This is a genomic window from Pseudomonas sp. 2024-210 (assembly GCF_045062345.1).
In the GTDB taxonomy this organism is placed as follows: domain Bacteria; phylum Pseudomonadota; class Gammaproteobacteria; order Pseudomonadales; family Pseudomonadaceae; genus Aquipseudomonas.
Genome location: NZ_JBJGEJ010000001.1, coordinates 82353 through 108959, shown reverse-complemented (window position 1 = coordinate 108959; position 26607 = coordinate 82353). Strand labels below are relative to the sequence as shown.

The following is a 26607-nucleotide window of genomic DNA, read 5'->3' as shown; positions in this document are numbered from 1 at the left end:
CATCTGTAGTGTTGGTCAAGTAATGTTTTGCTAAGAGGGGGGGATACAGAAGTTGCACTGCCTGATGAGCAGCGATGGCTGGCGTTGCTGCCCTGATAGATTGAAGGCCCTTCGGGACGCTCGCCGCCTTCGTGCCTCGTCAGCGACTACGCAATGGCCGTCGTGACGAGTGATTGCAGGCTTAAGGTCAATGCGCTCTAAACCCGGCCCTTCAAATACGCGCTGTAGTCGGGGACGCGATGCGTATGCGGCTGCCCCATCAACGGGCTGCTGATTAAAAAGTCGGCACTGCATTCATTGCACGCCACGGGGATGTTCCATACCGCAGCAACCCGCAGCAGCGCCTTGATGTCCGGGTCGTGCGGCTGGGGCTCGAAAGGGTCCCAGAAGAACACCAGCATATCCACCCGCTGCTCGGCGATACGTGCGCCGACTTGCTGATCACCCCCCAAGGGGCCGCTGATCATGCTTTCAATCGGCAAGCCCAGGCGCTGACCCAACAACAAGCCCGTGGTGCCTGTTGCGCACAGGTCATGCTGGCTGAGCAGGGTTTTGTGACGTTCGGCCCAGCCCAGCAAAAAGCCCTTGCAGTTATCGTGGGCCACCAGGGCGATACGCTTGCGCGTCGCCAGAGTGGCCGTCGTGAAACTGATGCCGATCATCGCGTTACTCCGCGTTGTGCAGCGCCAGGCAGTTGTCGAGCATGCGGTTGGAGAAGCCCCATTCGTTGTCGTACCACGCCAGGACTTTCAGCAGTTTGCCGCTGACTTTGGTGTGATTGGCATCAAAAATCGACGAAAGCGGGTTGTGGTTGAAGTCGCTCGACACCAGCGGCAAGGTGTTGTAACCCAGTACCTTCGAATGTTGGCTGGCTTCTTTAAAGACCGCATTGACTTCATCTGCCGTCGCTTCGCGCTTGAGCTCAATAGTCAGGTCGACCAGTGACACGTTAATCACCGGAACGCGCACCGCCATGCCGGTCAGCTTGCCCGCCAGCTCCGGCAATACCAGGCCTACTGCTTCAGCGGCACCGGTTTTGCTCGGGATCATGTTGTGCGTGGCCGAACGCGCGCGGTAGAGATCTTTGTGGTAGACGTCAGTCAGGTTCTGATCGTTGGTGTAGGCGTGGATGGTGGTCATCAGGCCGTTGGCAATGCCGAACTCGCGATTCAGGATCTGCGCAACCGGTGCCAGGCAGTTAGTGGTGCAGGAGGCGTTGGAAATAATTTGATGCGATTGGCGCAAAATATCGTGGTTAACGCCATAGACCACAGTCGCATCGGCATTTTTACCCGGGGCAGAGATAATCACTTTGCGTGCGCCGGCGCTAATATGCGCTTCGGCTTTGCTGCGCTCAGTGAACAACCCGGTGCATTCAAATACGACGTCCACCTTCAGCGCAGCCCATGGCAGTTCTGCCGGGTTGCGGGTGGCGCTGACGGCAATACGGTCACCGTTGACGGTCAGGCTCTCCTGATCGTGCTCTACGGTCGCGTCAAACGTGCCATGAACGGTGTCGTATTTGAGCAGATGAGCGTTAATCGAGCTGTCACCCAAATCGTTGATAGCGACGATCTGCAGGTCTTGACGGTAGCCTTGGGTATACAGTGCACGCAGGACGTTGCGGCCGATACGGCCAAAACCATTGATTGCGATTCGTAGAGTCATGGGAAGCGCCTGCCTCGATTTGTTGTTGGAATTACAAGATTATTCTCATAAAAATAGAAAACAAGCCATTTAAGTGGCAATATTTTGTTTTATCTACAACGAGTGACCTGAATCAACGGGTCCGAATGATTGAGTCGGCGTCACCGCGCCTTCGGTCAGCATAGGACACGTACAGGTCGCCACATCCGTTAGCCTGGAGTTCAACACATGCATCCCCGCGTTCTTGAAGTCACCGAGCGTCTTATTGCCCGCAGTCGAGCGACCCGCGAGGCGTATCTGACGCTGATTCGCGGCGCGGCCAGCGACGGTCCGCAACGCGGCAAGCTGCAATGTGCCAACTTCGCTCACGGCGTAGCCGGGTGCGGTACGGATGATAAAAACAACCTGCGCCTGATGAACGCGGCCAACGTGGCCATTGTTTCTTCTTATAACGACATGCTCTCAGCGCATCAGCCTTACGAACATTTCCCTGAGCAAATCAAACAAGCCCTACGTGAAATGGGCTCGGTGGGGCAGTTTGCCGGCGGCACACCGGCCATGTGCGATGGCGTGACTCAAGGTGAAGCGGGGATGGAGCTGAGTCTGCTGAGCCGCGAAGTGATTGCGCTGTCGACGGCTGTCGCGCTGTCGCACAACATGTTCGATGCCGCAATGATGCTGGGTATTTGTGACAAGATCGTGCCGGGGTTGATGATCGGGGCGCTGCGCTTTGGTCATCTGCCCACTGTTTTTGTGCCGGGCGGGCCTATGCCGTCGGGTATTTCGAATAAAGAAAAAGCCGATGTTCGTCAGCGCTACGCTGAAGGCAAAGCCAGTCGCGAAGAGCTGCTGGAGTCGGAGATGAAGTCGTACCACAGCCCTGGCACCTGCACCTTTTACGGTACGGCCAACACCAATCAGTTGCTGATGGAAGTCATGGGGCTGCACTTGCCGGGCGCTTCTTTCGTCAACCCCTACACACCGTTGCGCGATGCGCTGACTCGCGAAGCCGCCCACCAGATCACCCGTCTGACCAAGCAAAGTGGCAACTTCATGCCGTTGGGCGAGATCGTTGACGAGCGCTCGCTGGTCAACTCTATTGTGGCGCTGCACGCTACCGGCGGTTCGACCAACCACACGCTGCATATGCCAGCCATCGCCATGGCGGCGGGTATCCAGCTCACGTGGCAAGACATGGCCGACCTGTCTGAAGTGGTGCCGACCCTGTCCCACGTGTACCCGAACGGTAAAGCCGATATCAACCACTTCCAGGCCGCAGGCGGCATGGCGTTCCTGATTCGTGAGCTGCTCGAAGCGGGCTTGCTGCACGAGAACGTCAACACCGTGGCCGGCTTTGGTCTGAGCCGCTACACCCGCGAACCGTTCCTGGTTGACGGTGAGCTGGTATGGCGCGACGGTCCGATTGAAAGCCTTGATGAAACTATCCTGCGCCCGGTGGCCCGTGCCTTCTCGCCCGAGGGCGGGTTGCGAGTGATGGAGGGCAACCTGGGGCGCGGTGTGATGAAAGTCTCGGCCGTTGCGCCAGAGCATCAAATTGTTGAAGCCCCGGCGCGGGTGTTTCAGGATCAACAGGAGCTGGCCGATGCGTTCAAGGCCGGTGAGCTGGAGCACGATTTTGTGGCGGTCATGCGTTTTCAGGGGCCACGCTCCAACGGCATGCCTGAGCTGCACAAAATGACGCCGTTTCTTGGCGTGTTGCAGGACCGCGGCTTCAAAGTCGCGCTGATTACTGACGGGCGGATGTCCGGTGCGTCTGGCAAAATCCCGGCGGCCATCCATGTCAGCCCCGAAGCGGCGGTGGGGGGCGCGTTGGCGAGAGTGCGTGACGGCGACATGATCCGTGTCGATGGCGTGAAAGGTACGTTGCAACTGCTGGTGGATGAGGCAGAATTCGCCGCACGTACTCCAGCAGTCGGCACGCTGAGCAATGCCGTCGGCACGGGGCGCGAGTTGTTTGCATTCATGCGCCAGGCCTTCAGTTCAGCCGAACAGGGCGCCAGCACCTTCACCTCGTCTCTGGAAACCTTGAAATGAAACTCGCGCTGGTCGGTGATATAGGCGGTACTAACGCTCGGTTTGCCTTATGGGAAAACGACCAGTTGCATTCGGTTCAGGTTCTGGCGACGGCTGATTTTGCATGCCCCGAGGACGCCATCACGCTTTACCTGAGCGGTCTGGATTTAGCGCCGGGCGCGTTAGGTTCGGTGTGCTTGTCCGTCGCCGGGCCGGTCAGTGGCGACGAGTTCCGCTTTACCAACAACCATTGGCGGTTGAGTCGAGCGGCGTTTTGCCAGCAACTGCAGGTCGATAACCTGCTGTTGATCAATGACTTCAGTGCGATGGCGTTGGGCATGACCCGTTTGCAACCTGACGACGTGCGCCAGGTCTGTCCCGGCGTTGTCGAACCGTCGCGACCTGCGGTCGTGATCGGGCCAGGCACCGGCTTGGGAGTGGGCACGCTGCTGCGTTTGGACAGCGGTGAATTTATGGCATTGCCGGGGGAGGGCGGTCACGTCGACCTTCCCATGAGCAACCCGCGCGAAGTGCAGTTGTGGCAACACATTTACGCTGAAATCGGCCATGTCAGTGCCGAGTCCATCTTGAGCGGCAGCGGCTTGCCCCGTGTCTATCGTGCGATTTGCGCGGTCGATGGCCATACGCCTGTGCTGGACAGCGACCGGGCCATCACGGCGGCCGCGCTGGAAGGGGATCCGGTTGCGTTGCAAGTGCTGGAACACTTCAGTTGCTGGTTGGGACGTGTGGCAGGTAATAACGTACTGACGGTCGGTGGTCGAGGCGGGGTTTATATCGTGGGTGGGGTGATTCCGCGCTTTGCCGATATTTTTCTGGCCAGCGGCTTTACCCGAAGTTTTGCCGACAAGGGGTGCATGAGTGATTACCTCAAGGGTATTCCGGTATGGCTGGTGACGGCGCCGTATTGCGGTTTGATCGGTGCGGGTGTGGCGTTGCAACAGGCGTTTGCTTGACAGCTGAGATCAATGGCGCTGCCGTCGTAAGCCAGGCACTTTAGTGTGCCAGGGGTAGTGGGCGATCAGGTTGTAGGTGGGCTGCGCGCCCAATCGCAGCCGACGATGTGTAGCAACCTGCTCAATGGGGCTGCGGGGCATCTATAACAATAAGGAACACCACGATGAGCGCTCATGGCAAATCCATTTTGCTGGTCGATGATGATCAAGATATTCGAGAACTGCTTGACCAATACCTCAGCCGTGCGGGGTTTGTGGTGCATACCGTGGGCGATGGTGCAGGCTTTCGCCAGGCGCTGGAAACACTACCCTGTGATTTGCTGATTCTGGATGTGATGTTGCCCGACGAGGACGGATTTAGCCTGTGTCGCTGGGTGCGCCAACACGCGCGCTTTGCCCAGACCCCCATCATCATGCTGACCGCCAGTTCCGACGAAGCGGACCGGGTCATCGGCCTTGAGCTGGGCGCTGACGACTATCTGGGTAAACCCTTCAGCCCCCGTGAGCTTCAGGCGCGCATTAAAGCGTTATTGCGCCGCGCACAATTTGCAAGCGCCGGGGCGCCGGCGGGAAGCGAAATATTAACGTTTGACGAGTGGCGTCTAAACACCGTGACCCATCGCCTGTTTCATGCCGATGGTGAAGAAGTCATCCTGTCCGGGGCTGACTTTGCATTGCTCAAGCTTTTTCTGGATCACCCCCAACAGATCCTTGATCGCGACACGATCGGCAACGCCACCCGGGGCCGCGAGCTGATGCCGCTGGATCGGATCATCGACATGGCGGTCAGCCGCTTGCGTCAACGCCTGCGCGATACCGACAAGCCGCCTCGATTGATTCGTACCGTTCGCGGCAGTGGTTACCAATTAGCGGCGCAGGTCTCAGCCGTTCATGGCCTTTAAATTCTTTCGTAAAGTGCGTGTGCCGCGTTCTTTGTTGGGACGCATGTTGCTGCTGACGCTGCTGGCCATTGTGTTGGCGCAAACCTTGTCGAGTGCTATCTGGTTGTCACAATTGCGCACCACGCAACTGGAAGGCCTGGTGACCAGTGCCCGCAGCCTTGCGCGCTCCATGACCGCCACCGTGACCTACTTGCGCTCACTGCCCTTGGCTTATCGCCCGCTGGTGCTGGATCAAATGCGCAGCATGGGCGGCACACGTTTTTTCGTGAGCCTCAATGACAAGCCTTTGGGGATGCCGACATTACCGCCCACTGCCCGCAAACAAGCGGTACTGGATGCGGTGGACCAAGTGCTGCGTCAATCCCTGGGCCCTGATGCGGACGTGTCCGTGAAATTTGTCAGCCCAAATGATTTACGCATCTTCAATGCGGGTCTCAAGCTGGAAGAGCTACCGCGCTCCTGGGCGCACTTTGCCCTGACTCTGGAGCCGGTCAACCCGCCCGTATTGGTCACGCAAATCCAGATGGCGCCGGGTGAGTGGCTGTACATTGCCTCATTACTGCCCGAGCCTTACACCAGCCTTGAAGAAGAAGGTTTGCCAGCGGTGCAGGTCTGGTTTATCGCCCTGAGCAGTATCTTCCTGTTGCTTTTCATCGGTTTGCTGGTGCATTGGCAAAGTCGTCCGCTTAAGCGTCTGGCGCGCGCGGCGCGGGATATGTCGTTGGGGGAGGATGAGTTCAAGCCGGTTGAAACAGGCGGCGGCAGTGAAGTCGTTGAAGTGGGGCGCGCGTTTAACAGCATGCGTGCCCGCATCAGCCGGTATTTGACCGAGCGCAGCCAATTGTTCAGTGCAATCTCCCATGACTTGCGTACGCCCATCACCCGCTTGCGATTGCGGGTGGAGCTGCTCGAGGACGAGCAGGTGCAGCATAAGTTCGGTCGCGATCTGGATGAGCTTGAAATGCTGGTCAAAGGCGCGCTGCAATGTGTGAAAGACACCGACATTCACGAAAACATCGAACCCGTCGACCTCAATGTGTTGCTCGATTGTTTGATCGAGCCTTACTTGCTCCCCCAGGGAAATGGCCGTGTGACCCTGCACGGCAAAGCGTTGAGACCATACTCAGGCAAGCCGTTGGCTTTACGTCGCTGTATGGGCAACTTGATCGATAACGCCCTCAAGTACGGGCAAATCGCCCATTTGTGCATTGAAGACAACGACAATGCTTTTAAGCTCATCGTTGATGACGAAGGTCCTGGCGTCCCTGAACAGCGACTTGAGCAAGTTTTCGAGCCGCATTTCAGGTTGTCGGGAAACCAGCAGGGTTATGGCCTGGGGCTAGGTATCGCGCGCAGTATCGCGCACAGCCACGGAGGCGAGGTCAGTTTGAAAAACCTGAGTGTCGGTGGTCTGCGCGTTACTTTATGCATGCCGCGAAATGCCGATTGATAGACTCACGCGCTTGCTCGGCACTGATGGGCAGCACGGGCTCCAGATTAGGGTCTGGTGTGTGTTCAGTGGGCGGTTTTGATGTGTGAGTTTTATCCATCGCGGCTTTGATTCGTTTTTCGCGGACGCAACGGCTGGTTTGGCTGAAATGCTGCTGGAGTTTTTCCATAGCAACGTCATAAGGTTCGCTGCACAGCGTCAATTGCCGCTCGCGTTCTTGCAGTGCCAGTTGCAAAGCCCCTTCGTTGCCATAACGATCAATACGAAAACTCTTGCTCAGGTTGTAACCATGAATCCGCGTCGTCGCTCGCCAGTAGTCCACGTGGTTGGATTGCACTCGATACACGCCCGGATGCCCGCTGGTGTTATTAGGCATCACCCGCTGGCGGTTTTCATAGGTGAACACCTGCGGCATTTTTAATACCAGCAGATTACGCACACTTTCTGCGGCCTCCAGGGCTGCATATTCGTTGACATAGTCGGCGAAGTTAAAAATTTGCGTGTGCACCTTACCCGCGCGCTGAATATCGATTTTCCAGGCGTAGGGTCGACCGTCATCATCCTTGAGCGGGTAAATAAAGCAGTGATTGCGGTGGGTCAAATTACGCTTTTGCATGTTCAGCATCTCCTGATGAGTGTCGGCATCCGTTCATTTCGTCGTGTTGATGACTAGCAGACTCGCTGAAGTTTTTTGCCAGTACAACGTGGGAAAACGACTTCGGGATGCGTCCTACAGGCAATGCGGAAAATGCTTTATTTCAAAGGAGGCTCATCTTTAGAGTGGCGTCAGGGCAGAGTTCTTGTTTTTATTGAAAAAAATCCAGACTGAATTTAACTGTCACAGGATGGTGACATTTGTACGTCTGTTCGTTACGTGAGTGGGCTTAGCGATGGATACACTCATAACAAGCGCAAGCAAAAGACTTGCTCAGTTATAACAACAAGAAAGGTCATCTCATGAATTCATTCAGCCGCCTCGCGGTATTCGTCTCTCTCGCCTCTCTCTTTCCTTTGAACGCCTACGCCGCCGACTCCAAAGGCACGGTGGAAGTGGTGCATTGGTGGACGTCGGGTGGCGAGAAAGCCGCTGTTGATGTCCTCAAGTCTCAAGTTGAAAAAGACGGCTTCACCTGGAAGGACGGCGCAGTCGCCGGTGGTGGTGGGGCCACGGCCATGACCGTACTCAAAAGCCGTGCCGTTGCGGGCAATCCACCTGGCATGGCGCAGATCAAGGGCCCCGATATTCAGGAATGGGCGTCCACGGGTTTGCTCGACACAGACGTACTGAAAAAAGTCGCCCAGAGCGAAAAATGGGACGGGCTGCTCGACAAGAAAGTCTCGGACACGGTGAAGTACGAAGGTGATTACGTGGCGGTGCCGGTGAACATCCACCGCGTCAACTGGCTGTGGATCAACCCTGAAGTGTTCAAAAAAGCCGGCATCGAAAAACCCCCTGCCACGCTTGAAGAATTCTACGCCGCGGGCGACAAGCTCAAAGCGGCGGGTTTTATTCCGCTTGCCCACGGTGGTCAGCCTTGGCAGGACAGCACTGTTTTCGAAGCCGTGGTGCTGTCGGTGATGGGGGTGGATGGCTACAAAAAAGCCCTGGTCGATCTGGATAACGACACGCTGACTGGCCCGCAAATGGTCAAGGCGCTGACTGAGCTGAAGAAAGTCGCTACCTACATGGACCCTGATGGCAAAGGTCAGGACTGGAACCTCGAAGCCGCCAAGGTCATTAACGGCAAGGCTGGCATGCAGATCATGGGCGACTGGGCCAAGAGCGAGTGGACTGCCGCGAACAAAGTCGCCGGCAAGGACTATCAATGCGTTGCTTTCCCGGGCACCGACAAAGCCTTTACCTACAACATCGACTCACTGGCGGTGTTCAAACAGAAAGATGCAGGCACTGCAGCTGGCCAGCAGGACATCGCCAAGGTTGCCTTGGGTGAAGACTTCCAGAAGGTCTTCAGCATCAACAAGGGCTCAATCCCGGTGCGCAACGACATGCTGAACGACATGGGTAAATACGGCTTTGACGCCTGTGCTCAAACGGCTGCCAAAGACTTTCTGGCGGACGCCAAGTCCGGCGGTCTGCAACCGAGCATGGCGCACAACATGGCGACCACGCTGGCTGTACAGGGAGCGTTCTTTGATGTCGTCACTAACTTCATCAACGACCCGAATGCCGACCCTGCAGATACCGCCAAAAAACTCGGCGCTGCGGTCAAGTCAGCCAAGTAATCCTTAATGCGGCAGGTCCTCTTGTTGGAGGGCTTGCCTGCATGGCGGGTCAGTCATTCCCTGTCAGAGCTGATAACTCATTCAGTAATGGCCTTGTCGTTTTCTTCCCTGCATGGATTTTCCCATGAGTTCTGTTGCTGTGTTCAGCAAAGCCTCACCGCTCGATGCCCTGCAGCGCTGGCTACCCAAACTGGTACTGGCGCCCAGCATGTTCATCGTTCTGGTGGGCTTTTATGGCTATATCCTGTGGACGTTTGTGCTGTCGTTCACTAACTCGACTTTTTTACCGACCTACAAGTGGGTCGGTCTGGCGCAATACCAACGTTTGTTCGACAACGACCGTTGGTGGGTGGCCAGTAAAAACCTGGCGGTATTCGGTGGCATGTTTATCGCGATCACCTTGGTGATTGGTGTAACACTGGCGGTGTTCCTCGATCAGCGAATCCGCCGCGAAGGGTTCATCCGAACCATTTACCTGTACCCGATGGCACTTTCGATGATCGTGACCGGTACGGCCTGGAAATGGCTGCTCAACCCGGGCATGGGGTTGGACAAACTGCTGCGGGACTGGGGTTGGGAGGGCTTTCGGCTGGACTGGCTGATTGACCCTGACCGCGTGGTGTACTGCCTGGTGATCGCTGCGGTGTGGCAAGCCTCGGGCTTTATCATGGCCATGTTCCTGGCCGGCCTGCGCGGTGTGGATCAATCGATCATTCGTGCTGCACAAATTGATGGCGCGAGCCTGCCGCGCATCTACTGGACCGTGGTGCTGCCCAGTCTGCGGCCTGTGTTCTTCAGTGCGGTCATGATCCTGGCGCATATCGCGATCAAGAGTTTTGACCTGGTGGCCGCAATGACGGCCGGTGGCCCAGGCTACTCATCCGATCTGCCCGCCATGTTTATGTATTCCTTCACCTTCAGTCGCGGCCAGATGGGCGTGGGATCGGCCAGCGCCATTTTGATGCTCGGTGCGATTCTCGCGATCATTGTGCCTTACCTGTATTCCGAGCTAAGGGCCAAGCGTCATGAGTAGTCTCGTGGGTAAATCATCCGTCAGCTTGAGTCGCCTGGCGATTTACGCCGTGCTTATTCTCGCCGTCTTGCTGTATCTGGTGCCGTTGGTGGTCATGTTGTTGACCAGCTTCAAGACCCCGGAAGACATCAGCACCGGCAACTTGCTCAGTTGGCCTACCGTCGTCACCGGCATTGGTTGGGTCAAGGCGTGGGCTACCGTTGACAGCTACTTCTGGAACTCGATCAAAATCACCGTCCCGGCGGTGCTGATTTCAACCGCGATCGGTGCGTTGAACGGCTATGTACTGTCGATGTGGCGCTTTCGCGGCTCACAATTGTTCTTTGGCCTGTTGCTGTTTGGCTGCTTTCTGCCGTTTCAGACCGTGCTGCTGCCAGCTTCCTTCACCTTGGGCAAGATGGGCCTGGCCAGCACGACCACGGGGTTGGTATTCGTCCACGTGGTTTACGGGTTGGCGTTTACCACGCTGTTCTTCCGTAACTATTACGTCAGCATTCCCGATGCATTAGTGAAGGCTGCCCGCATGGACGGTGCAGGTTTCTTCACTATTTTCCGGTTGATCATTCTGCCCATGTCGACGCCGATCATTATGGTCTGCCTGATCTGGCAGTTCACACAGATCTGGAATGACTTCCTGTTTGGTGTGGTGTTCTCCAGCGGCGAATCGCAGCCTATTACCGTGGCCCTGAATAATCTGGTCAACACCAGCACAGGCGCCAAGGAATACAACGTGGACATGGCAGCGGCGATGATCGCCGGGCTGCCGACCCTGCTGGTCTATGTGGTCGCAGGCAAGTATTTCGTGCGCGGGCTCACAGCCGGCGCAGTCAAGGGGTAAGGCATGGCAACGCTCGAATTACGTAACGTCAACAAAAGCTACGGCAAGGGCTTGCCCGATACGCTTAAAAACATTGAACTGAAAATCGACGACGGCGAGTTTTTGATCCTAGTGGGGCCTTCGGGCTGCGGCAAGTCGACCTTGATGAATTGCATCGCCGGACTTGAAAGCATCAGTGGCGGCTCGATTCTGGTGGACGACGCCGACATCAGCGGCATGAGCCCCAAAGACCGCGACATCGCCATGGTGTTTCAGTCTTATGCGCTCTACCCGACCATGAGCGTGCGCGACAACATCGCATTTGGTCTGAAGATCCGCAAAATGAATGCTGCAGCCATTGATGAAGAAGTCGCTCGTGTCGCCAAGTTGCTGCAAATCGAACACTTGCTCAAGCGCAAGCCCGGTCAATTGTCGGGCGGCCAGCAACAGCGCGTAGCGATGGGGCGAGCGCTGGCACGACGCCCCAAGATTTACCTTTTTGACGAACCGCTCTCCAACCTCGACGCGAAGTTGCGGGTTGAGATGCGTACTGAAATGAAACTGATGCACCAGCGTCTTAAAACCACCACCGTGTATGTCACGCATGACCAGATCGAAGCCATGACACTGGGCGATAAAGTGGCGGTCATGAAAGACGGGATCATTCAACAGTTTGGTACGCCGAAGCAGATTTATAACGACCCGGCCAACCTGTTTGTCGCCAGTTTTATTGGTTCACCGCCGATGAACTTTATTCCGGTGCGCTTGCAGCGCCAGGATGACGGTTTGCGGGCGGTACTTGAAAGCGGACAGTCACGGTGCGAGTTGCCGTTGGCCTTAAGCGAAGCGGGGTTGGAGGACCGAGAGTTGATCTTGGGCATTCGCCCCGAGCAGATAGTATTGGCGTCTAATGAACTCACCCACTTGCCCACTTTGCGTGCAGAAGTTCAAGTTGTTGAGCCAACGGGGCCTGATACTTTGGTTTTTGTAAACATCAATAACACTAAGGTCTGCTGTCGTTTGACACCGGATTCTGCTCCTGACTCCGGCCAAAATCTAACCCTACAGTTCGATTCCAGTAAGGTGTTACTATTTGATGCTAATACTGGTGAACGTCTCAGGGCCTTGTGTGTGCCTCAAGAATGCGTGGCGTAGTTCAAGCGTCTCGAGTTTAGGCAGATAACTTGCTGCCTGCTCTGTTTGAGCTATACCCCGTACACAGTCGAATAAAGAAATTTGAGGAATATGGGATGTACAACCGAATGACCCGCCCGGGACTGGCTCTCCAGCTTTTGACAATTGCATCGCTAGGGCTTTGTGCCAGCAACAGTTTTGCTGCTGAAGAACCCTTCAGCGCAGACTCCAAATGGATGCTCGGTGACTGGGGCGGCACTCGCACCGAGCTGCTTGAAAAAGGGTATGACTTTACACTGGATTACGTGGGTGAGATGGGTAGCAACCTGAAGGGGGGCTACAACAAGAACACCACCGCACGATACAGCGATCAATACGGTCTTGGTGTCAAAATGGATCTTGAAAAGATCCTGGGCTGGAAAGATACCGAGTTCAAGGCAATGATTACTGCCCGTCAAGGCAATAACATTTCCAATGACCGTATTGGCGATCCGCGCGTTGGCACACTGAGTTCTTCTCAAGAAGTGTGGGGCCGTGGCCAAACTGTACGTTTGACCCAGCTATGGATCAAACAAAAGTACTTCGATGGCAAGCTGGATGTTAAAGCCGGTTACTTCGGTGAAGGCGAAGACTTCAACTCATTCCCTTGTGACTTCCAGAGCTTGTCGTTGTGTGGCTCTCAAGTGGGCGATTATGACGGCGGTGTTTGGTATAACTGGCCAGTCAGTGTTGCGGCCCTGCGGGTGAAGTACAACATCACGCCTGAGTTCTATGCGCAAATCGGCGCCTACAATATGAACCCGTCGCAACTGGAGTCCGGCAACGCATTCAAGCTGAGCGGCAGCGGTACTAAAGGTACTGTGCTTCCGGTTGAGCTGGTGTGGTCGCCCAAGGTCAATGGTCTGCCTGGCGAATACCGTGTCGGCTACTACAAAAGTACCGCCGATGCGGATGACGTTCGCAAAGACGTGAACGGTCAGGATGCAGTCATTTCCGGCAACGCCTTCCGCAGTCACGACAGCAAGTACGGTTACTGGTTGGTCGTGCAACAGCAACTGACCACTCATAACGGTGATGCTTCGCGTGGTCTGAACTTTGCGGCTAACGCCACGTTCCATGATAAAGACACCAACATGATCGACAACTATCAGTCGTTGATGCTGGTTTATAAAGGCCCCTTTGATTCTCGTCCAAAAGACGATGTGGGTATCGGTGTTGCGCGCATTCACGTCAATAACGACGTAACCAAAGGTGAGCGCCTGCTTAATGCTTACAACGATATATCCAACTACGACAATCCGTTGTATCAGCCCGTGCAGCACACGGAGTACAACGTTGAGGTCAACTATGGTTTTCACATGACCAATTGGCTGACCTTGCGTCCTAACGTGCAGTACATCAAGCACCCGGGCGGCGTGTCGCAAGTAGAAAACGCAATTGTCGGTGGTCTGAAGATTCAAGCGGCGTTCTAAGTCGTTTACTCTAGGCATCGATATTGCCCGAACGGACAGCATTAGCTGTCCGTTTTTTTTTCAGTACGGCACCTCCTGCGGGCAGACCCGCGTGATTTCAGGACCGCGGCACATGCATGAGAATCCACTTCACCGCTTTTATAAATCCAAGCGCGAGCAACCGATCTTCCAGTGGGAGCGCTTTCAGCAACGCGATGTTTTGGTCATTGATCACCCGCATTGCCAAGCCGTGTTCAGTCGTCAGGGCGCGCAATTACTGCACTTTCAGCCGACCGGTCAAAAGCCCTGGCTGTGGTGTGCTGCCAAGTGGCCTCAAGTGGGGGCAATCCGTGGGGGGGTTCCCATTTTCTGGCCCTGGTATGGACGTCATCCCAGCGAGAATGCGTGGCCTTCCCATGGCTGGGCGCGTTTGATCGACTGGAAACTGTTGAACAGCAGTTCAGATGATGACGGGGTTTCCTTGCACTGGCGCTTGCAGTTGTGTGACTGGCAGGTTGATTTGCATGCGCGGCTGGGGGAGGAGATGGACCTGCGCCTGAGCACCGAACATCAGGATGATGAGCCGTGCCAGGTGAGTCAGGCCTTGCGCGCGTATTGGCGCATTGGCGACGTTGCTGAGGTAGCGCTGTCTGGGCTCGAAGGGGCGCAGGGTTATGATCAGTTGAATCGTCAAGTCTGCCAGCAGGAAGGCGAGTTAAGAGTGGAGGGCGGTTGCCAGCGCGTGTTCCAGCAAGAGGGGGAAATGCAGCTCAATGATTATGCCTGGCAACGGGCGTTGAGCATCGACACCGGCGACACTGCCAATACTGTGGTGTGGCATCCCGGCAAACGCCCTCTGCTGGGCGTGAGCTGGAATGAAGTGATGGGCTTTGTGTGTGTCGAATCCACCAGTGGTGGCACTCACAGCCAGGCGCTTGCTCCCGGTGAACAAGCGCATTTGAGTTTGCAGGCGCGGGCGGGGTTGTGTGGTGCGTGAAGCGTCTTAATTAAACTCATCGCCCACCGGATAACGGCTGGCATTGAGGCTTTCCTTGATTTTGCGCAGGTGTGGCTGAAAGTCCACGCCACGGCGCAAGGTCATGCCGGTCGCCAATACATCCAGCACTGTCAGCTGGATGATGCGCGAAGTCATCGGCATATAGATGTCGGTGTCTTCAGGCAGCGGAATGTTCAGGCTCAAGGTGCTGGCTTTGGCCAGTGGTGAGTTTTCGGCAGTCAGGCCCAGCACAGATGCGCCATTGGCCCGTGCAATACGCGCCACTTCCACCAACTCTCGCGTCCGCCCCGTGTAGGAAATAATCACGAACAGCTCGCCCGTGTGCGCCACTGAGGCAATCATGCGCTGCATCAGCACGTCAGCATGAGCCGTGACGGCGAGGTTGAACCGGAAGAACTTGTGTTGGGCATCCAGCGCCACCGGAGCCGAGGCACCCAAACCAAAAAAGTGGATCTGACGCGCCTGAATCAGCAAATCAACAGCGCGACTGATAAGGTTGGGGTCCAGGGCTTGGCATGCGCTGTCGAGAGACGCAATGGCGCTGCCGAAAATCTTGCGGGTATAGGCTTCAGGGTCGTCGTCTTCTTCCACGGCGCGGCTGACATAAGCCGCACCACTGGCCAGACTTTGCGCCAGTTGCAGTTTCAGTTCCGGATAGCCGCTGACGCCGAATGAACGGCAAAAGCGATTAACCGTAGGCTCACTGACTGACGCTGCCTGGGCAAGCGCCGCGATGCTGAATCGGGTCGCTTGCTGCGGGTTCTGCAAGATGATTTCAGCCACTTTACGCTCAGCTTTATTCAGCTCTTCGAGGCGGCCTTTGATTTGTTCGAGTAAATTTCGCACGCGGTCCATTTATGATCCTAGGTTCAGCGATGCAAAGAGCGCCGCACTTAAGCGACCCTGTAAGGTGGCCTATCCTACTGATGGTGTGTAATGACCACTAGTAAGATTCTGTATTTTGAGAAAATGTTGTGTTTATTACTACATTTTTCCTTGAGTGATGCCTTGAAAAAAGGTATTTGTAGCTTAACTTGATAAAAGAACCAACATCATGCCTTCGATAACGGTTGAACCGTGCACCTTTGCCTTGTTCGGCGCCTTGGGCGATCTGGCCTTGCGCAAGCTGTTTCCTGCCTTGTATCAGCTGGATCGTGCCGGTCTTTTACATGACGACACGCGAATTCTCGCATTGGCTCGTGAGCCCGGCGACGCGTTGACGCATCTGGCGCGCATCGACAGTCAACTGCGCCAGTATGTGGGCAGCAAGGAAATCGAAGAGGACGTACTGACCCGCTTTCTAGCGCGTCTGAATTACCTGCATGTGGACTTTCTTAATCCGCACGACTATGTGTCGTTAGCGGAACAGGCGGGCACGGCTCAGCGTCTGATTGCCTACTTCGCTACGCCTGCAGCTGTGTACGGGGCGATTTGCGAAAACCTGGCAAAGGTCGGTCTGGCTGAAAATACCCGCGTCGTGCTAGAGAAGCCTATCGGCTCGGACCTCGAGTCCTCGCGCAAAGTCAACGATGCTGTCGCGCAGTACTTTCCGGAAAACCGTATTTACCGCATTGACCATTATTTGGGCAAAGATACGGTTCAAAACCTGATTGCGTTGCGGTTTGCCAACAGCCTGTTTGAAACCCAGTGGAACCAACGCTATATCTCTCACGTTGAAATCACCGTGGCCGAGAAAGTCGGCATTGAAGGGCGCTGGGGTTATTTCGACAAGGCTGGCCAACTGCGCGACATGATTCAAAACCACTTGTTGCAGTTGCTCTGTCTGATCGCCATGGACCCACCCGCGGATCTGTCGGCGGACAGCATTCGTGACGAGAAAGTAAAGGTGCTCAAGGCGCTGGCGCCAATCACACCGGAAGGGCTGACGACGCAGGTCGTACGCGGTCAGTACATTGCCGGTTACAGCGAAGGCCAGTCGGTGCCGGGCTATCTGGAAGAAGAAAACTCCAATACCCAGAGCGACACCGAAACGTTTGTCGCCCTGCGTGCCGATATTCGTAACTGGCGTTGGGCAGGTGTGCCGTTTTATCTGCGCACAGGTAAGCGCATGCCACAAAAGCTGTCGCAAATTGTTATCCACTTCAAAGAACCGTCGCACTACATCTTCGCGCCGGAACAGCGCCTGCAAATCGGTAACAAGCTGATTATTCGTCTGCAGCCGGACGAAGGCATTTCCTTGCGTGTGATGACTAAAGATCAAGGTCTGGATAAAGGCATGCAATTGCGCAGCGGTCCGCTGCAACTGAATTTTTCCGACACTTATCGCAGTGAGCGGGTTCCTGACGCCTATGAGCGTCTCTTGCTTGAAGTGATGCGCGGCAATCAGAACCTGTTTGTACGCAAAGATGAAATTGAAGCGGCATGGAAGTGGTGCGACCAGTTGATAGCAGGGTGGAAGAAGTCGGGCGATGCGCCCAAGCCCTATGCGGCTGGCTCTTGGGGGCCGATGAGCTCCATTGCACTGATAACCCGTGACGGGAGGTCTTGGTATGGTGATATCTGATTTGAAGCTGCCAGAAGGTGTGCACGCGCATACGTTCAAAACACCGGCCCAATTGGCTGAAGAACTGGCAAAAACGGTTGCTGCTCAATTGAATGAGGCCATTGCCCGTCAAGGCGTGGCGACCTTGGTGGTGTCTGGAGGGCGCAGCCCGGTAGCGTTTTTCCAGAGCCTGATCAAGCAGCCTGTTGATTGGTCCAAGGTTGTCGTCAGTCTGGCAGATGAGCGCTGGGTGCCGGTTGAACATGACGACAGCAATGCCGGCTTGCTTAAAAAACATTTGCTGCAGGGCCCTGCGACCAAAGCACGGTTTGTGGGGCTGTATAACGCGGCCAATACGTTGGAAGACGCTGCCGAGCACGCGGATCAAGCCTTGGCAGAGTTGTCACCGATTGATGTGCTGATTTTGGGCATGGGCGACGACGGGCATACCGCGTCCCTGTTTCCAAACAGCCCGAATCTGGCTGCCGCCCTGGATGTGGATAATCCGCGTCGTTGCTGGCCGATGCTGGCACCGACCGTGCCGCATCAACGTTTAAGCATGAGCCGTAGCCTGTTGGCGAGTGCCAGGCACACAGTGCTGTCGATTCAGGGACAGTCCAAATTGAACACCCTTAATGACGCGCTGGCGGGCACCGATGTAGCGGCCTTGCCAATTCGTGCCTTTCTGCAACCTACGTTAGAGATTTACTGGTGCCCATGAGCCAAGGATCAGCTGCCATGACAATAAAAACTGCGAACGTTTCGATGGCCGATAAAGTCGCCCTGATCGACCAACTGTGTGCTCAGGCACGCATTCTTCCGGTGATCACCATCGCCCGTAAGCAGGACATCTTGCCCTTGGCCGATGCGCTGGCTGCCGGTGGTCTGACCGCGCTTGAGGTCACCTTGCGTTCCCAGTTTGGCCTGGAGGCGATTCGTGTGTTGCGCGAGCAGCGGCCAGAATTGGTGACCGGGGCGGGTACGGTGCTGGATCGCCACATGCTGGCGGCGGCCGAAGAAGCCGGCTCACAGTTTATTGTTACGCCAGGCATCACCCGAGACTTGCTCGAAGCCAGTGTCGCCAGTGATATTCCGCTGTTGCCAGGTATCAGCAATGCGTCCGGAATCATGGAAGGCTACGGTTTGGGTTATCGCCGTTTCAAATTGTTCCCGGCTGAAGTCAGTGGCGGTGTGGCGGCCATCAAGGCGCTGGGTGGGCCGTTTGGCGAAGTTAAATTCTGTCCGACCGGCGGAGTGAGCCCGGCCAATATCCGCAGCTACATGGCGTTGAAAAACGTGATGTGTGTGGGCGGCAGCTGGATGCTCGACAGCGAGTGGATCAAAAACGGTGACTGGGCGCGCATTCAAGAATGCACGGCTGAGGCGCTGGCGCTGCTGGATCAGTAATTGTGTACTGATGTGTTGTATGTTCTACGGTTTTTAGGTGCGCTTGGTCGGCGCACCTTTTTTTTGCCTGTATATAAAGCAGCCCTCACCCCAACCCTCTCCCGGAGGGAGAGGGGGCTGAAATGTGGCGTTGCGCAGATTTGCATTTGCTCCTAGTCCCTTTTCCTTAAGGAAGGGAGAGGGGGCTGAAATGTGGCGTTGCGCAGATTTGCATTTGCTCCTAGTCCCTTTTCCTTAAGGAAGGGAGCGGGCGCTGAATTGCGGCGTTGCGCAGATTTGCATTGCTCTTAGTCCCCTCTCCCTATGGGAGAGGGTTAGGGTGAGGGGCTTTACCCCTGCGCCAATTCCTGCAACGCCTTGATCAATTGGTTAACGTCATCCACCGATGTGGCCAGGCCTACCGTAATCCGAATGCAACTGCCACACGCTGCACCTTCGCGCACAACCGTAAAGAGGTTGTAATCCGTGAGCAGGCGCTCAACCATCGGCTGTTGATCCGTTAGTTGGGTGAACCGCAGCGACGTAATTGCGCATTGCAAACGTGGATCATCCGGCACCAGCACCTCGATGCCGGGCAACTTTCGAGCCTCATTCACCCACAGGTCGCGCAGGTAGTTCAGGCGGGCGCCTTTTGCTGTCGAGCCGCCCAAATCCTTATGTTCTTGCAGCACCTTGGGCAGGGTCAGCCATGCCGGGATATTGCCCGTGCCATAAGGCGCCCGGGTGCGCACATCGGGCTCGGGGTAGCGCTCACTGCCCATATCAGGATCAATATCGGCAAGGCGCAGGGGATCGATGTACATAAAGCCTGATGTCAGCGGCGATCCTATCCATTTGTGCAGGTTGTAACCCGCAAACGAGACACCCAGCGCCTTGAGGTCAAAGTCGATCTGGCCCAAGGCATGAGCGCCGTCGAGAATCACCTCAACCCCGTGCTCTTTAGCAGCCTGCACAATCGCCTCGACCGGCATGACCAGCCCCGTGCGATGGGTCACGTGAGTCAGCGCCATCAATTTTATGCGGGGGTAACGCTCAAAGGCATCGCGATAGCTGGCCACCAGGCTTTCAAAGGTGGCTGGATGCGCATGGACTATTTCTATGATTTCGAGTCCGCGTTGCTGTGCGACCCAGCGCATGGCGTATTCAACGCTGTGGTACTCCAGATCACTGATCAGCAGTTGGTCGCCGGGTTGCAAACCGTTGTAGTTGCGGATCAGCGATTGCAGTGCGTCAGAAGCGCAATTGGTCAGGGCAATGCTCGCGTGTTCCACGCCCAGCAGATCGGCGAGTTGATTGCGAATCTCAAGGCTTTGGGTGTTATCGAACTGCTGACGGACATGCACCGAGTTACTGCGGTTAATAAAGTCGATGTTGCGCTGATAGTCCTGTGCGACCCCTTGGGTCATGCGCCCGAAGTAGCCGTTTTCCAGATTGATCGGGCCTGGGGCCAGATCGTAGCGCTCGGCTATGGCGTGCCAGAAGTTCTCGTCGCGGGCGTTCTCTTCAATCCTTGGCATGGGGCAGCGCTCTGTCAGTCAGTGGCGAGGTTTGGGTTTTCCGTGTTTGGCGCGTAACGGGTCGAGCAGATCCGACAATCCGTTGTGATCAATCTCTTGCATCAGAGCGAGCAGGCCGCCGAGTTCGCCGTGTGGGAACCCCTCCCGAGCAAACCAGTTCAAGTACTGGCCGGGCAGGTCGGCAATGATTCGGCCCTGGTATTTACCGAATGGCATTTGGCGGGTGACCAGTAACTCGAGTTTTTCGGGGTTCATGCAGCAGCCTTCGGGGACGTGAAACATTCAAGTGAAAATACAGGCATTCTGCATGAAGGCCAAATGACAGATCATGCAAATAAACCGGATACAGATTTTTATATAAATATAACTTGTTGTTTTATAAGGATTTTATTTTTAATGAGAATTGGCACAGCGCGTGCAATCTCTATTGCACGATCCTCAACTGTGTAAGGAATTGAACAATGACTGACCTCAATAAAGAAGCCATTAGCGTCCTGAACGATTTGATCGAAACCAGTAAAGACGGTCAGGAAGGCTTTAAATCTTGCGCTGAAGACGTTAAAGACGCCCAGCTAAAAACGTTTTTCGCTAAGCGATCTTCTGACTGCGCTACAGCCGCTGCCGAGCTTCAGGCGCAAGTTCGCGCACTGGGCGGCGACCCTGAAACATCTACCAGCGTTGCTGGCGATCTGCACCGCCGTTGGGTCGATGTTAAGTCGATTTTCACAGGTAAAGATGACGCGGCCATTCTTAATGAAGCCGAGCGCGGTGAAGACCATGCGCTGAAAGCTTATAAAGAAGCGTTGGAGAAAATTGCCAAACATAATCTGGTTAACATCAAGGATTTGGTAGAGCGTCAATACCATGGTGTGCAACGCAATCACGATCAAGTGAAAGCGCTTCGCAATCAGGCGCGCGCTAACTCTTGAAGCACGCCTGATTAAAAAAAACGCCGGCTAGCCGGCGTTTTTTTATGCTCGCCTGTCAGCCAATGCTGATCGCTGGCAATACGGGCAGGTTGACCGTCTGTTGTTTGCGAGGGGCGATGATCTCGGCTTCACCATCCACCACGATTTCTTCGCGCTGATTGAAGACTCGGGTCGCAATGCGCACGCGGAACTTCGGCAGTTTTTCCAGAATTTCAAGACGCACGGTCAAGGTGTCGCCAATTTTCACCGGCTTCTGAAAGGTCATTTGCTGGCCGACGTAGATCGTGCCGGGACCGGGCAGTTCGCACGCCACAGCAGCACTGATCAGGGCGCCACTGAACATGCCATGAGCGATGCGCTCTTTGAACATGGTGGCCGCTGCAAATTCAGGGTCCAGATGCACCGGGTTGTGATCGCCGGACATGGCAGCAAACAGCTGAATATCGCGCTCTTCGACGGTTTTGCTGTAGCTGGCAGTCTGGCCGACTTCGAGGGCTTCGTACGGTGTATTGGTAACCTGAGTCATCTAGCGCATGTCCTGTGACGAGTGTTTAATTTCAAAATGTGGATTGTTTAAAACCTCAGCTGGCTAATCACGGGGGCGTGCGTGAGTGGCCCAGGGCTTGATCGAGCCAATGAATAACCTCTGCGGTGACTTCATCGCGGTTGATTTCATTAAACAATTCGTGCCGTGCCTGAGGGTAGAGATTGAGTTGCAGGTGTTGGCTGCCCGCACTGCGTAAAGCGTTGGCCAGATCTTCAAGACGCTTGCCTTGGCTGACCGGGTCACAAACACCCCCGATCAACAGCAACGGTAAGTCAGAATCGATCCGAGTGAGATTGGACGCTTTACTGATTTGCTGCAAGCCGTTGAGCAGATCTACCCACAGTTGGTTGGTGCACCGAAACCCGCAAAACGGGTCGCGCGCATACGCATCGACCTCATCCGGATCGCGGCTGAGCCAATCAAAAGGGGTGCGATTGGGTTTGAACACTTTGTTAAAGGAGCCAAAAGACAACCACTCGATGAGCGCGCTGCGGCCTTTAGGGCCTTGTCGCTTGCGTTCAAACCATGCAATCAGGCTGGCGGCGCGGTACAGCGCTACGGGTTGGAAGTTTGAGCCGCTGAGAATGGCACCCTGTAAACGCTGGCTGTGAGCTATTAAATAGGCTTGGGCAATGTAACTGCCCATGCTATGGCCCAATAAAAAGACCGGCACGCCCGGGTGGTTCTGGTCGATGTGCTGATGGAGGGTCGCCACATCGCTGACCACGGCTAACCAACCCTCTTCATCTGCGAAATGCCCCTGTGTGTGATGTTCCGCCGTTTTGCCATGACCTCGTTGGTCATGCGCGTATAGACCCCATCCCGCCTCGCACAATGCATGGCCCAGTCGGCCATAGCGACCGCTGTGTTCAGCCATGCCGTGGGCCAGCAGCACAATGCCTTTGGGCGCGCCCGCTGGCAGCCACTGATTAACGAAGAGAGTGGTTCGGTCACTTGCATCCAGCCAGAACTGTTTATGGTTCATGGTGCTTCCTTTGCACACGTCTTAGACAGTGTATCGCTCAAGCGCCTGAACAGGTGCTGGCGCAGTAATACGATTCAAGATGTAAATGGTGAAGTTCGCTGTATTTGCCAGCTCCGGGATTACTGATACCGTCCATTAGCTCCGCTTTTAGTGCATGTGCTATATGGCCAGACACGCTCAGGTAAGAGGATAAAAATAATGGAACCTGATTTCTGGAATGACAAACGTCCTGCCGGTGTACCCCAGGACATTGATATGACGGCCTTTGCATCGGTCGTTGATGTGTTTGAGCGCTCCTGTAAAAAGTTCGCAGATCGCCCAGCGTTCAGTAACTTGGGCGTGACGATAACCTATGGCGATCTGGAACGTCACAGCGCGGCCTTTGCCGGCTACCTGCAAAACCACACCGACCTGAAGCCTGGCGACCGTATCGCCGTGCAAATGCCCAACGTGTTGCAATACCCGATTGCCGTATTTGGCGCCCTGCGCGCGGGGCTGATCGTGGTCAACACCAATCCGCTGTACACCTCGCGCGAAATGCAGCATCAGTTTAAAAGTGCGGGTGTGCGTGCGCTGGTGTATTTGAATATGTTCGGTAAGCGTGTTCAGGACGTGTTGGGCACTACTCCGATCGACTACCTGATTGAAGCCAAAATGGGCGACATGATGCCAGCGGCCAAAGGCTGGATCACAAACCTGGTGGTCGACAAGCTCAAAAAGCTGGTACCGGCCTATCAACTGCCCCAGGCCATTGGCTTTAAAAGCGTTTTGCATGAGGGAAGCGGGCAGGTTCTTCGTCCCGTTCCGGTCACACTGGAGGACACCGCCGTCCTGCAATATACGGGGGGAACCACCGGGTTGCCTAAAGGGGCGATGCTGACGCATGGCAATCTGGTCGCCAACATGCAGCAGATACGGGCCTGTCTGTCCCAGCATGACGCACAGGGTCAACCGATTCTTCAGGAAGGCTGCGAGATCATGGTAGCGCCGCTGCCGCTTTACCATATCTATGCATTCACGGCCAATTGCATGGGCATGATGGTCACAGGCAACCACAACGTTTTGATCACCAACCCGCGGGACATCAAAGGGTTTATCAAGGAGCTGAAGAACTGGCGGTTTACCGCGTTTCTGGGGCTTAACACCTTGTTTGTGGCGCTGATGGATCATCCGGATTTCAAAACACTGGATTTCTCCAAGCTTAAAATCACCAACTCGGGTGGCACGGCTCTGGTCAAAGCGACAGCGGATCGCTGGGAACAGCTCACCGGATGCCGCATTGTTGAAGCCTACGGATTGACAGAAACCTCGCCTGCCGCCAGCTGCAACCCTTGTGGGGCTCTGGCCAGAAGTGGAACGGTGGGTACTCCGGTTCCCGGGACGGCCATGAAAGTCATCGACGACGCGGGCACCGATCTGGGCCTTGGCGAGCGCGGCGAGCTATGCATCAAAGGCCCGCAAGTCATGAAAGGCTATTGGCAAAACCCCGAAGCGACCGCTGAAGTTCTGGATGCTGAAGGCTGGTTTAAGACGGGGGACATCGCCGTCATTGACCCTGATGGTTTTGTGCGAATTGTTGATCGTAAAAAAGACCTGATCATTGTTTCAGGCTTCAATGTCTACCCCAACGAAATCGAAGACATTGTCATGGCCCACCCCAAGGTGGCGAGTTGCGCGGTGATTGGCGTGCCGGATGAGCGCACGGGCGAGGCCGTGAAATTGTTTGTGGTCGCGCGCGCTGGTGGGGTCAGTGTTGAAGAACTCAAAGCCTACTGCAAAGACAATTTCACCGGCTACAAAGTCCCAAAACAGATTGTGCTTCGCGACAGTTTGCCCATGACCCCGGTGGGCAAAATCCTGCGTCGAGAGCTGCGCGATATCACCTGATGCCTCTGTGGTTGCAGCCATCGCTCACCTGCTTCAAGCACGTGGGCGATTTTTTTGGCTATAAGACATCGGGCAATACTCATTTTTACGGCGTAAATATTCGGGCTGGACAGAGTTGAAAGCATTTATAGAGTAGTTGCACTAATGATGACTTAGGATTGTCCTACAGTCAGGTTGGTGACGTTGAGGCCATTTTTGGCTCTAGTCGCCTTCTGGCAAAGCTGCTACTCTCGGCGCGCTTTGTGACTTCTCGGTAAGTAAAAGCCACGGTTTTCAACTACAAAAATCAAACAAATAATAACCGCAAAAAATGCGGTGAAGAATTCGCAACGCTGAGGAGTGGGCTTCCATGATTGAAAGCTTTTGGAAGGATAAGTACCCAGCCGGGATTGCTGCCGAAATCAACCCGGACCAATACCCGAATGTTCAATCGGTGTTGCGCCAGTCCTGCGAGCGCTTCGCAGATAAGCCCGCGTTCAGCAATCTGGGTAAAACGCTCACCTACGGCGAGCTTTATGAACAGTCCGGCGCCTTTGCTGCCTACCTGCAACAGCACACCGACTTGCAACCCGGCGACCGTATCGCTGTGCAGTTGCCCAATCTTCTGCAATACCCGATCGCTGTGTTCGGAGCCATCCGCGCCGGCTTGATCGTGGTGAACACCAACCCGCTGTACACCGCGCGGGAAATGGAACATCAATTCAATGACTCCGGCGCCAAAGCGCTGGTGTGTCTGGCGAACATGGCGCACCTGGCCGAGAAGGTCGTGCCGCAGACCTCGATCAAGCATGTGATTGTCACCGAAGTGGCCGACCTGCTGTCGCCCTTCAAGCGAGTGCTGATCAACAGCGTCATCAAATACGTGAAAAAGATGGTTCCGGCGTATCACCTGCCCAATGCCATCAAGTTCAACGATGTGTTGAGCAAGGGGCAGGGGCAGCGCGTCAATGAAGCCAACCCGCTCAGCAACGATGTTGCCGTACTGCAATACACCGGTGGCACTACAGGTGTGGCCAAAGGCGCGATGCTGACCCATCGCAACCTGATCGCCAACATGTTGCAGTGCAAGGCGTTGATGGGCTCCAACCTGAACGAAGGTTGCGAAATCCTGATCACACCTCTGCCGCTTTACCACATCTACGCGTTCACTTTTCATTGCATGGCAATGATGTTGCTGGGCAATCACAACATTTTGATCAGCAACCCGCGTGATTTGCCGGCGATGGTTAAAGAACTGTCCAAGTGGAAGTTCACCGGGTTTGTAGGCCTCAATACCTTGTTTGTGGCGCTGTGCAATAACGAAGCGTTCCGCAAGCTGGACTTCTCGTCGCTCAAAGTAACCTTGTCGGGCGGGATGGCCTTGCAGTTGTCAGTGGCGGAGCGCTGGAAGACGGTGACCGGTTGCGAGATCTGCGAAGGTTACGGCATGACCGAAACCAGCCCCGTGGTGTCGGTCAACCCTATTCAGAAAATCCAGATCGGTACGATCGGTATCCCGATGCCATCGACGTTGTGCAAAGTGATCAATGATGCCGGTGAAGAACTGCCACTGGGTGAAGTTGGCGAGCTGTGCATCAAAGGTCCGCAAGTGATGAAAGGGTATTGGGAGCGACCTGACGCCACCGCCGAGATCCTGGACAGCGAAGGCTGGTTGAAGTCCGGAGACATCGCGATCATTCAGCCTGACGGGTATATGCGCATTGTTGATCGCAAGAAAGACATGATTCTGGTGTCGGGCTTCAATGTTTACCCCAATGAACTCGAAGATGTCATGGCGTCGTTGTCGGGTGTGCTGCAATCGGCGGCGATCGGTATTCCAGATGAGAAAACCGGTGAGCTGATCAAGGTCTTTATCGTGGTCAAGCCCGGTATGACCCTGACCAAAGATCAGGTTATGGTTCATATGCGCGCCAACCTGACCGCGTATAAATCCCCCAAAATTGTCGAGTTCCGTGACAGTTTGCCAACGACCAACGTAGGCAAAATCTTGCGCCGGGAGCTGCGTGACGAAGAGCTGAGAAAGCTGGGCTTGAAAAAGTAAGCTGCCTGGAAATAAAAAAGCCCCGCATTGACTCAATGCGGGGCTTTTTCGTGGAGCCCGCTGCTGTTTAGCAGGGGTTGGGCGTTT

At 55.3% G+C, this 26607-nt stretch carries 24 protein-coding genes; 16 read left to right on the top strand and 8 right to left on the bottom strand.

The features are described from left to right. Nucleotides 1-197: 197 nt before the first annotated feature. On the bottom strand, nt 198-662 hold the full coding sequence (locus ACI7MX_RS00510) for a methylglyoxal synthase (RefSeq protein WP_314484852.1): 465 nt from the start codon (nt 660-662) through the stop codon (nt 198-200). A gap of 4 nt (nt 663-666) precedes the next feature. Next, the gene (gap, locus tag ACI7MX_RS00505; protein WP_314484849.1) at nt 667-1668 is read right to left on the bottom strand and encodes a type I glyceraldehyde-3-phosphate dehydrogenase; all 1002 of its coding nucleotides are present in this window, start codon (nt 1666-1668) and stop codon (nt 667-669) included. A gap of 207 nt (nt 1669-1875) precedes the next feature. Between gap and edd the strand changes: the two genes are divergently transcribed. From edd to ACI7MX_RS00485, 4 genes are all read left to right on the top strand, one after another. Continuing rightward, the gene (gene edd / locus ACI7MX_RS00500; protein WP_314484846.1) at nt 1876-3702 is read left to right on the top strand and encodes a phosphogluconate dehydratase; all 1827 of its coding nucleotides are present in this window, start codon (nt 1876-1878) and stop codon (nt 3700-3702) included. Further along, a complete protein-coding gene (locus tag ACI7MX_RS00495) occupies nt 3699-4655 on the top strand; it encodes a glucokinase (protein ID WP_405586377.1) in 957 nt (318 codons plus the stop codon). The genes edd and ACI7MX_RS00495 overlap by 4 nt, the downstream gene beginning before the upstream one ends. A 164-nt stretch (nt 4656-4819) precedes the next feature. Next, on the top strand, nt 4820-5557 hold the full coding sequence (locus ACI7MX_RS00490) for a response regulator (protein ID WP_314484841.1): 738 nt from the start codon (nt 4820-4822) through the stop codon (nt 5555-5557). After that, entirely contained in the window at nt 5547-7007 is a 1461-nt protein-coding gene (locus ACI7MX_RS00485; RefSeq protein WP_405586381.1) for an ATP-binding protein, read from the top strand. Before ACI7MX_RS00490 ends, ACI7MX_RS00485 begins: the two co-directional genes overlap by 11 nt. Here the strand turns inward: ACI7MX_RS00485 and ACI7MX_RS00480 are convergent. After that, nucleotides 6976-7623 carry an AP2 domain-containing protein gene (locus ACI7MX_RS00480; protein ID WP_314484835.1) on the bottom strand — a complete coding sequence of 216 codons (648 nt, stop codon included), beginning with the start codon at nt 7621-7623 and terminating at the stop codon, nt 6976-6978. The two genes, ACI7MX_RS00485 and ACI7MX_RS00480, sit on opposite strands and share 32 nt — an antisense overlap. 341 nt (nt 7624-7964) lie before the next feature. Here ACI7MX_RS00480 and ACI7MX_RS00475 point away from each other — a divergent pair, with 341 nt between their 5' ends. From ACI7MX_RS00475 to ACI7MX_RS00450, 6 genes are all read left to right on the top strand, one after another. Further along, nucleotides 7965-9251 (top strand): ABC transporter substrate-binding protein, encoded by a 1287-nt coding sequence (locus tag ACI7MX_RS00475; RefSeq protein ID WP_314484831.1) that lies wholly within the window; start codon nt 7965-7967, stop codon nt 9249-9251. Nucleotides 9252-9375: 124 nt separating this feature from the next. Further along, complete coding sequence (locus tag ACI7MX_RS00470) at nt 9376-10284, top strand: sugar ABC transporter permease (RefSeq protein WP_314484828.1); 909 nt, start codon at nt 9376-9378, stop codon at nt 10282-10284. Continuing rightward, nucleotides 10277-11122 (top strand): carbohydrate ABC transporter permease, encoded by an 846-nt coding sequence (locus ACI7MX_RS00465; protein WP_314484825.1) that lies wholly within the window; start codon nt 10277-10279, stop codon nt 11120-11122. Before ACI7MX_RS00470 ends, ACI7MX_RS00465 begins: the two co-directional genes overlap by 8 nt. A 3-nt stretch (nt 11123-11125) precedes the next feature. Then, a complete protein-coding gene (locus ACI7MX_RS00460) occupies nt 11126-12256 on the top strand; it encodes an ABC transporter ATP-binding protein (protein ID WP_405586387.1) in 1131 nt (376 codons plus the stop codon). Between the two features lie 95 nt (nt 12257-12351). Continuing rightward, complete coding sequence (locus ACI7MX_RS00455) at nt 12352-13707, top strand: carbohydrate porin (RefSeq protein WP_314484819.1); 1356 nt, start codon at nt 12352-12354, stop codon at nt 13705-13707. Between the two features lie 112 nt (nt 13708-13819). Continuing rightward, nucleotides 13820-14683, top strand: a complete 864-nt coding sequence (locus ACI7MX_RS00450) for a D-hexose-6-phosphate mutarotase (RefSeq protein WP_314484815.1) — start codon at nt 13820-13822, stop codon at nt 14681-14683. A 6-nt stretch (nt 14684-14689) separates the two neighbouring features. Here ACI7MX_RS00450 and ACI7MX_RS00445 read toward each other — a convergent pair whose 3' ends face one another. After that, on the bottom strand, nt 14690-15550 hold the full coding sequence (locus ACI7MX_RS00445) for a MurR/RpiR family transcriptional regulator (protein WP_314484914.1): 861 nt from the start codon (nt 15548-15550) through the stop codon (nt 14690-14692). A 208-nt stretch (nt 15551-15758) separates the two neighbouring features. On the opposite strand from ACI7MX_RS00445, the gene zwf reads away from it, so the two are divergent. From zwf to ACI7MX_RS00430, 3 genes are read left to right on the top strand one after another with little or no spacing between them, the layout of a single operon-like run. Continuing rightward, nucleotides 15759-17228, top strand: coding sequence for a glucose-6-phosphate dehydrogenase (zwf, locus tag ACI7MX_RS00440; RefSeq protein ID WP_314484812.1), 1470 nt, complete (start codon nt 15759-15761; stop codon nt 17226-17228). Then, nucleotides 17215-17928: a 6-phosphogluconolactonase gene (gene pgl, locus ACI7MX_RS00435; protein WP_314484809.1), complete on the top strand. Its 714-nt coding sequence runs from the start codon at nt 17215-17217 to the stop codon at nt 17926-17928. Before zwf ends, pgl begins: the two co-directional genes overlap by 14 nt. Beyond that, a complete protein-coding gene (locus tag ACI7MX_RS00430; RefSeq protein WP_199750895.1) occupies nt 17925-18614 on the top strand; it encodes a bifunctional 4-hydroxy-2-oxoglutarate aldolase/2-dehydro-3-deoxy-phosphogluconate aldolase in 690 nt (229 codons plus the stop codon). Before pgl ends, ACI7MX_RS00430 begins: the two co-directional genes overlap by 4 nt. Before the next feature lie 329 nt (nt 18615-18943). Here ACI7MX_RS00430 and ACI7MX_RS00425 read toward each other — a convergent pair whose 3' ends face one another. Both ACI7MX_RS00425 and ACI7MX_RS00420 read right to left on the bottom strand, forming a co-directional pair. Then, complete coding sequence (locus ACI7MX_RS00425; RefSeq protein WP_314484803.1) at nt 18944-20131, bottom strand: aminotransferase class V-fold PLP-dependent enzyme; 1188 nt, start codon at nt 20129-20131, stop codon at nt 18944-18946. Between the two features lie 18 nt (nt 20132-20149). Beyond that, on the bottom strand, nt 20150-20386 hold the full coding sequence (locus ACI7MX_RS00420; RefSeq protein ID WP_122783438.1) for a DUF3820 family protein: 237 nt from the start codon (nt 20384-20386) through the stop codon (nt 20150-20152). Nucleotides 20387-20592: 206 nt separating this feature from the next. Here ACI7MX_RS00420 and ACI7MX_RS00415 point away from each other — a divergent pair, with 206 nt between their 5' ends. Beyond that, complete coding sequence (locus tag ACI7MX_RS00415; RefSeq protein ID WP_405586392.1) at nt 20593-21060, top strand: PA2169 family four-helix-bundle protein; 468 nt, start codon at nt 20593-20595, stop codon at nt 21058-21060. 55 nt (nt 21061-21115) lie between these two features. Here the strand turns inward: ACI7MX_RS00415 and ACI7MX_RS00410 are convergent, their stop codons facing one another. Further along, the gene (locus tag ACI7MX_RS00410) at nt 21116-21586 is read right to left on the bottom strand and encodes a MaoC family dehydratase (RefSeq protein ID WP_123749777.1); all 471 of its coding nucleotides are present in this window, start codon (nt 21584-21586) and stop codon (nt 21116-21118) included. A 67-nt stretch (nt 21587-21653) separates the two neighbouring features. Further along, nucleotides 21654-22592: an alpha/beta hydrolase gene (locus tag ACI7MX_RS00405; RefSeq protein WP_405586396.1), complete on the bottom strand. Its 939-nt coding sequence runs from the start codon at nt 22590-22592 to the stop codon at nt 21654-21656. Nucleotides 22593-22790: 198 nt separating this feature from the next. On the opposite strand from ACI7MX_RS00405, the gene fadD2 reads away from it, so the two are divergent. Continuing rightward, entirely contained in the window at nt 22791-24479 is a 1689-nt protein-coding gene (gene fadD2 / locus ACI7MX_RS00400) for a long-chain-fatty-acid--CoA ligase FadD2 (RefSeq protein ID WP_405586399.1), read from the top strand. Nucleotides 24480-24828: 349 nt separating this feature from the next. Next, a complete protein-coding gene (fadD1, locus tag ACI7MX_RS00395) occupies nt 24829-26520 on the top strand; it encodes a long-chain-fatty-acid--CoA ligase FadD1 (protein ID WP_314484786.1) in 1692 nt (563 codons plus the stop codon). Nucleotides 26521-26607: the final 87 nt, after the last annotated feature.

What these genes read in the sequence shown, in the direction of transcription:
- ACI7MX_RS00510 (WP_314484852.1), bottom strand. Translation starts at nt 662, where the DNA reads ATGATCGGCATCAGTTTCACGACGGCCACTCTGGCGACGCGCAAGCGT.
- gap (WP_314484849.1), bottom strand. Translation starts at nt 1,668, where the DNA reads ATGACTCTACGAATCGCAATCAATGGTTTTGGCCGTATCGGCCGCAAC.
- edd (WP_314484846.1), top strand. Translation starts at nt 1,876, where the DNA reads ATGCATCCCCGCGTTCTTGAAGTCACCGAGCGTCTTATTGCCCGCAGT.
- ACI7MX_RS00495 (WP_405586377.1), top strand. Translation starts at nt 3,699, where the DNA reads ATGAAACTCGCGCTGGTCGGTGATATAGGCGGTACTAACGCTCGGTTT.
- ACI7MX_RS00490 (WP_314484841.1), top strand. Translation starts at nt 4,820, where the DNA reads ATGAGCGCTCATGGCAAATCCATTTTGCTGGTCGATGATGATCAAGAT.
- ACI7MX_RS00485 (WP_405586381.1), top strand. Translation starts at nt 5,547, where the DNA reads ATGGCCTTTAAATTCTTTCGTAAAGTGCGTGTGCCGCGTTCTTTGTTG.
- ACI7MX_RS00480 (WP_314484835.1), bottom strand. Translation starts at nt 7,623, where the DNA reads ATGCAAAAGCGTAATTTGACCCACCGCAATCACTGCTTTATTTACCCG.
- ACI7MX_RS00475 (WP_314484831.1), top strand. Translation starts at nt 7,965, where the DNA reads ATGAATTCATTCAGCCGCCTCGCGGTATTCGTCTCTCTCGCCTCTCTC.
- ACI7MX_RS00470 (WP_314484828.1), top strand. Translation starts at nt 9,376, where the DNA reads ATGAGTTCTGTTGCTGTGTTCAGCAAAGCCTCACCGCTCGATGCCCTG.
- ACI7MX_RS00465 (WP_314484825.1), top strand. Translation starts at nt 10,277, where the DNA reads ATGAGTAGTCTCGTGGGTAAATCATCCGTCAGCTTGAGTCGCCTGGCG.
- ACI7MX_RS00460 (WP_405586387.1), top strand. Translation starts at nt 11,126, where the DNA reads ATGGCAACGCTCGAATTACGTAACGTCAACAAAAGCTACGGCAAGGGC.
- ACI7MX_RS00455 (WP_314484819.1), top strand. Translation starts at nt 12,352, where the DNA reads ATGTACAACCGAATGACCCGCCCGGGACTGGCTCTCCAGCTTTTGACA.
- ACI7MX_RS00450 (WP_314484815.1), top strand. Translation starts at nt 13,820, where the DNA reads ATGCATGAGAATCCACTTCACCGCTTTTATAAATCCAAGCGCGAGCAA.
- zwf (WP_314484812.1), top strand. Translation starts at nt 15,759, where the DNA reads ATGCCTTCGATAACGGTTGAACCGTGCACCTTTGCCTTGTTCGGCGCC.
- pgl (WP_314484809.1), top strand. Translation starts at nt 17,215, where the DNA reads ATGGTGATATCTGATTTGAAGCTGCCAGAAGGTGTGCACGCGCATACG.
- ACI7MX_RS00430 (WP_199750895.1), top strand. Translation starts at nt 17,925, where the DNA reads ATGAGCCAAGGATCAGCTGCCATGACAATAAAAACTGCGAACGTTTCG.
- ACI7MX_RS00425 (WP_314484803.1), bottom strand. Translation starts at nt 20,131, where the DNA reads ATGCCAAGGATTGAAGAGAACGCCCGCGACGAGAACTTCTGGCACGCC.
- ACI7MX_RS00420 (WP_122783438.1), bottom strand. Translation starts at nt 20,386, where the DNA reads ATGAACCCCGAAAAACTCGAGTTACTGGTCACCCGCCAAATGCCATTC.
- ACI7MX_RS00415 (WP_405586392.1), top strand. Translation starts at nt 20,593, where the DNA reads ATGACTGACCTCAATAAAGAAGCCATTAGCGTCCTGAACGATTTGATC.
- ACI7MX_RS00410 (WP_123749777.1), bottom strand. Translation starts at nt 21,586, where the DNA reads ATGACTCAGGTTACCAATACACCGTACGAAGCCCTCGAAGTCGGCCAG.
- ACI7MX_RS00405 (WP_405586396.1), bottom strand. Translation starts at nt 22,592, where the DNA reads ATGAACCATAAACAGTTCTGGCTGGATGCAAGTGACCGAACCACTCTC.
- fadD2 (WP_405586399.1), top strand. Translation starts at nt 22,791, where the DNA reads ATGGAACCTGATTTCTGGAATGACAAACGTCCTGCCGGTGTACCCCAG.
- fadD1 (WP_314484786.1), top strand. Translation starts at nt 24,829, where the DNA reads ATGATTGAAAGCTTTTGGAAGGATAAGTACCCAGCCGGGATTGCTGCC.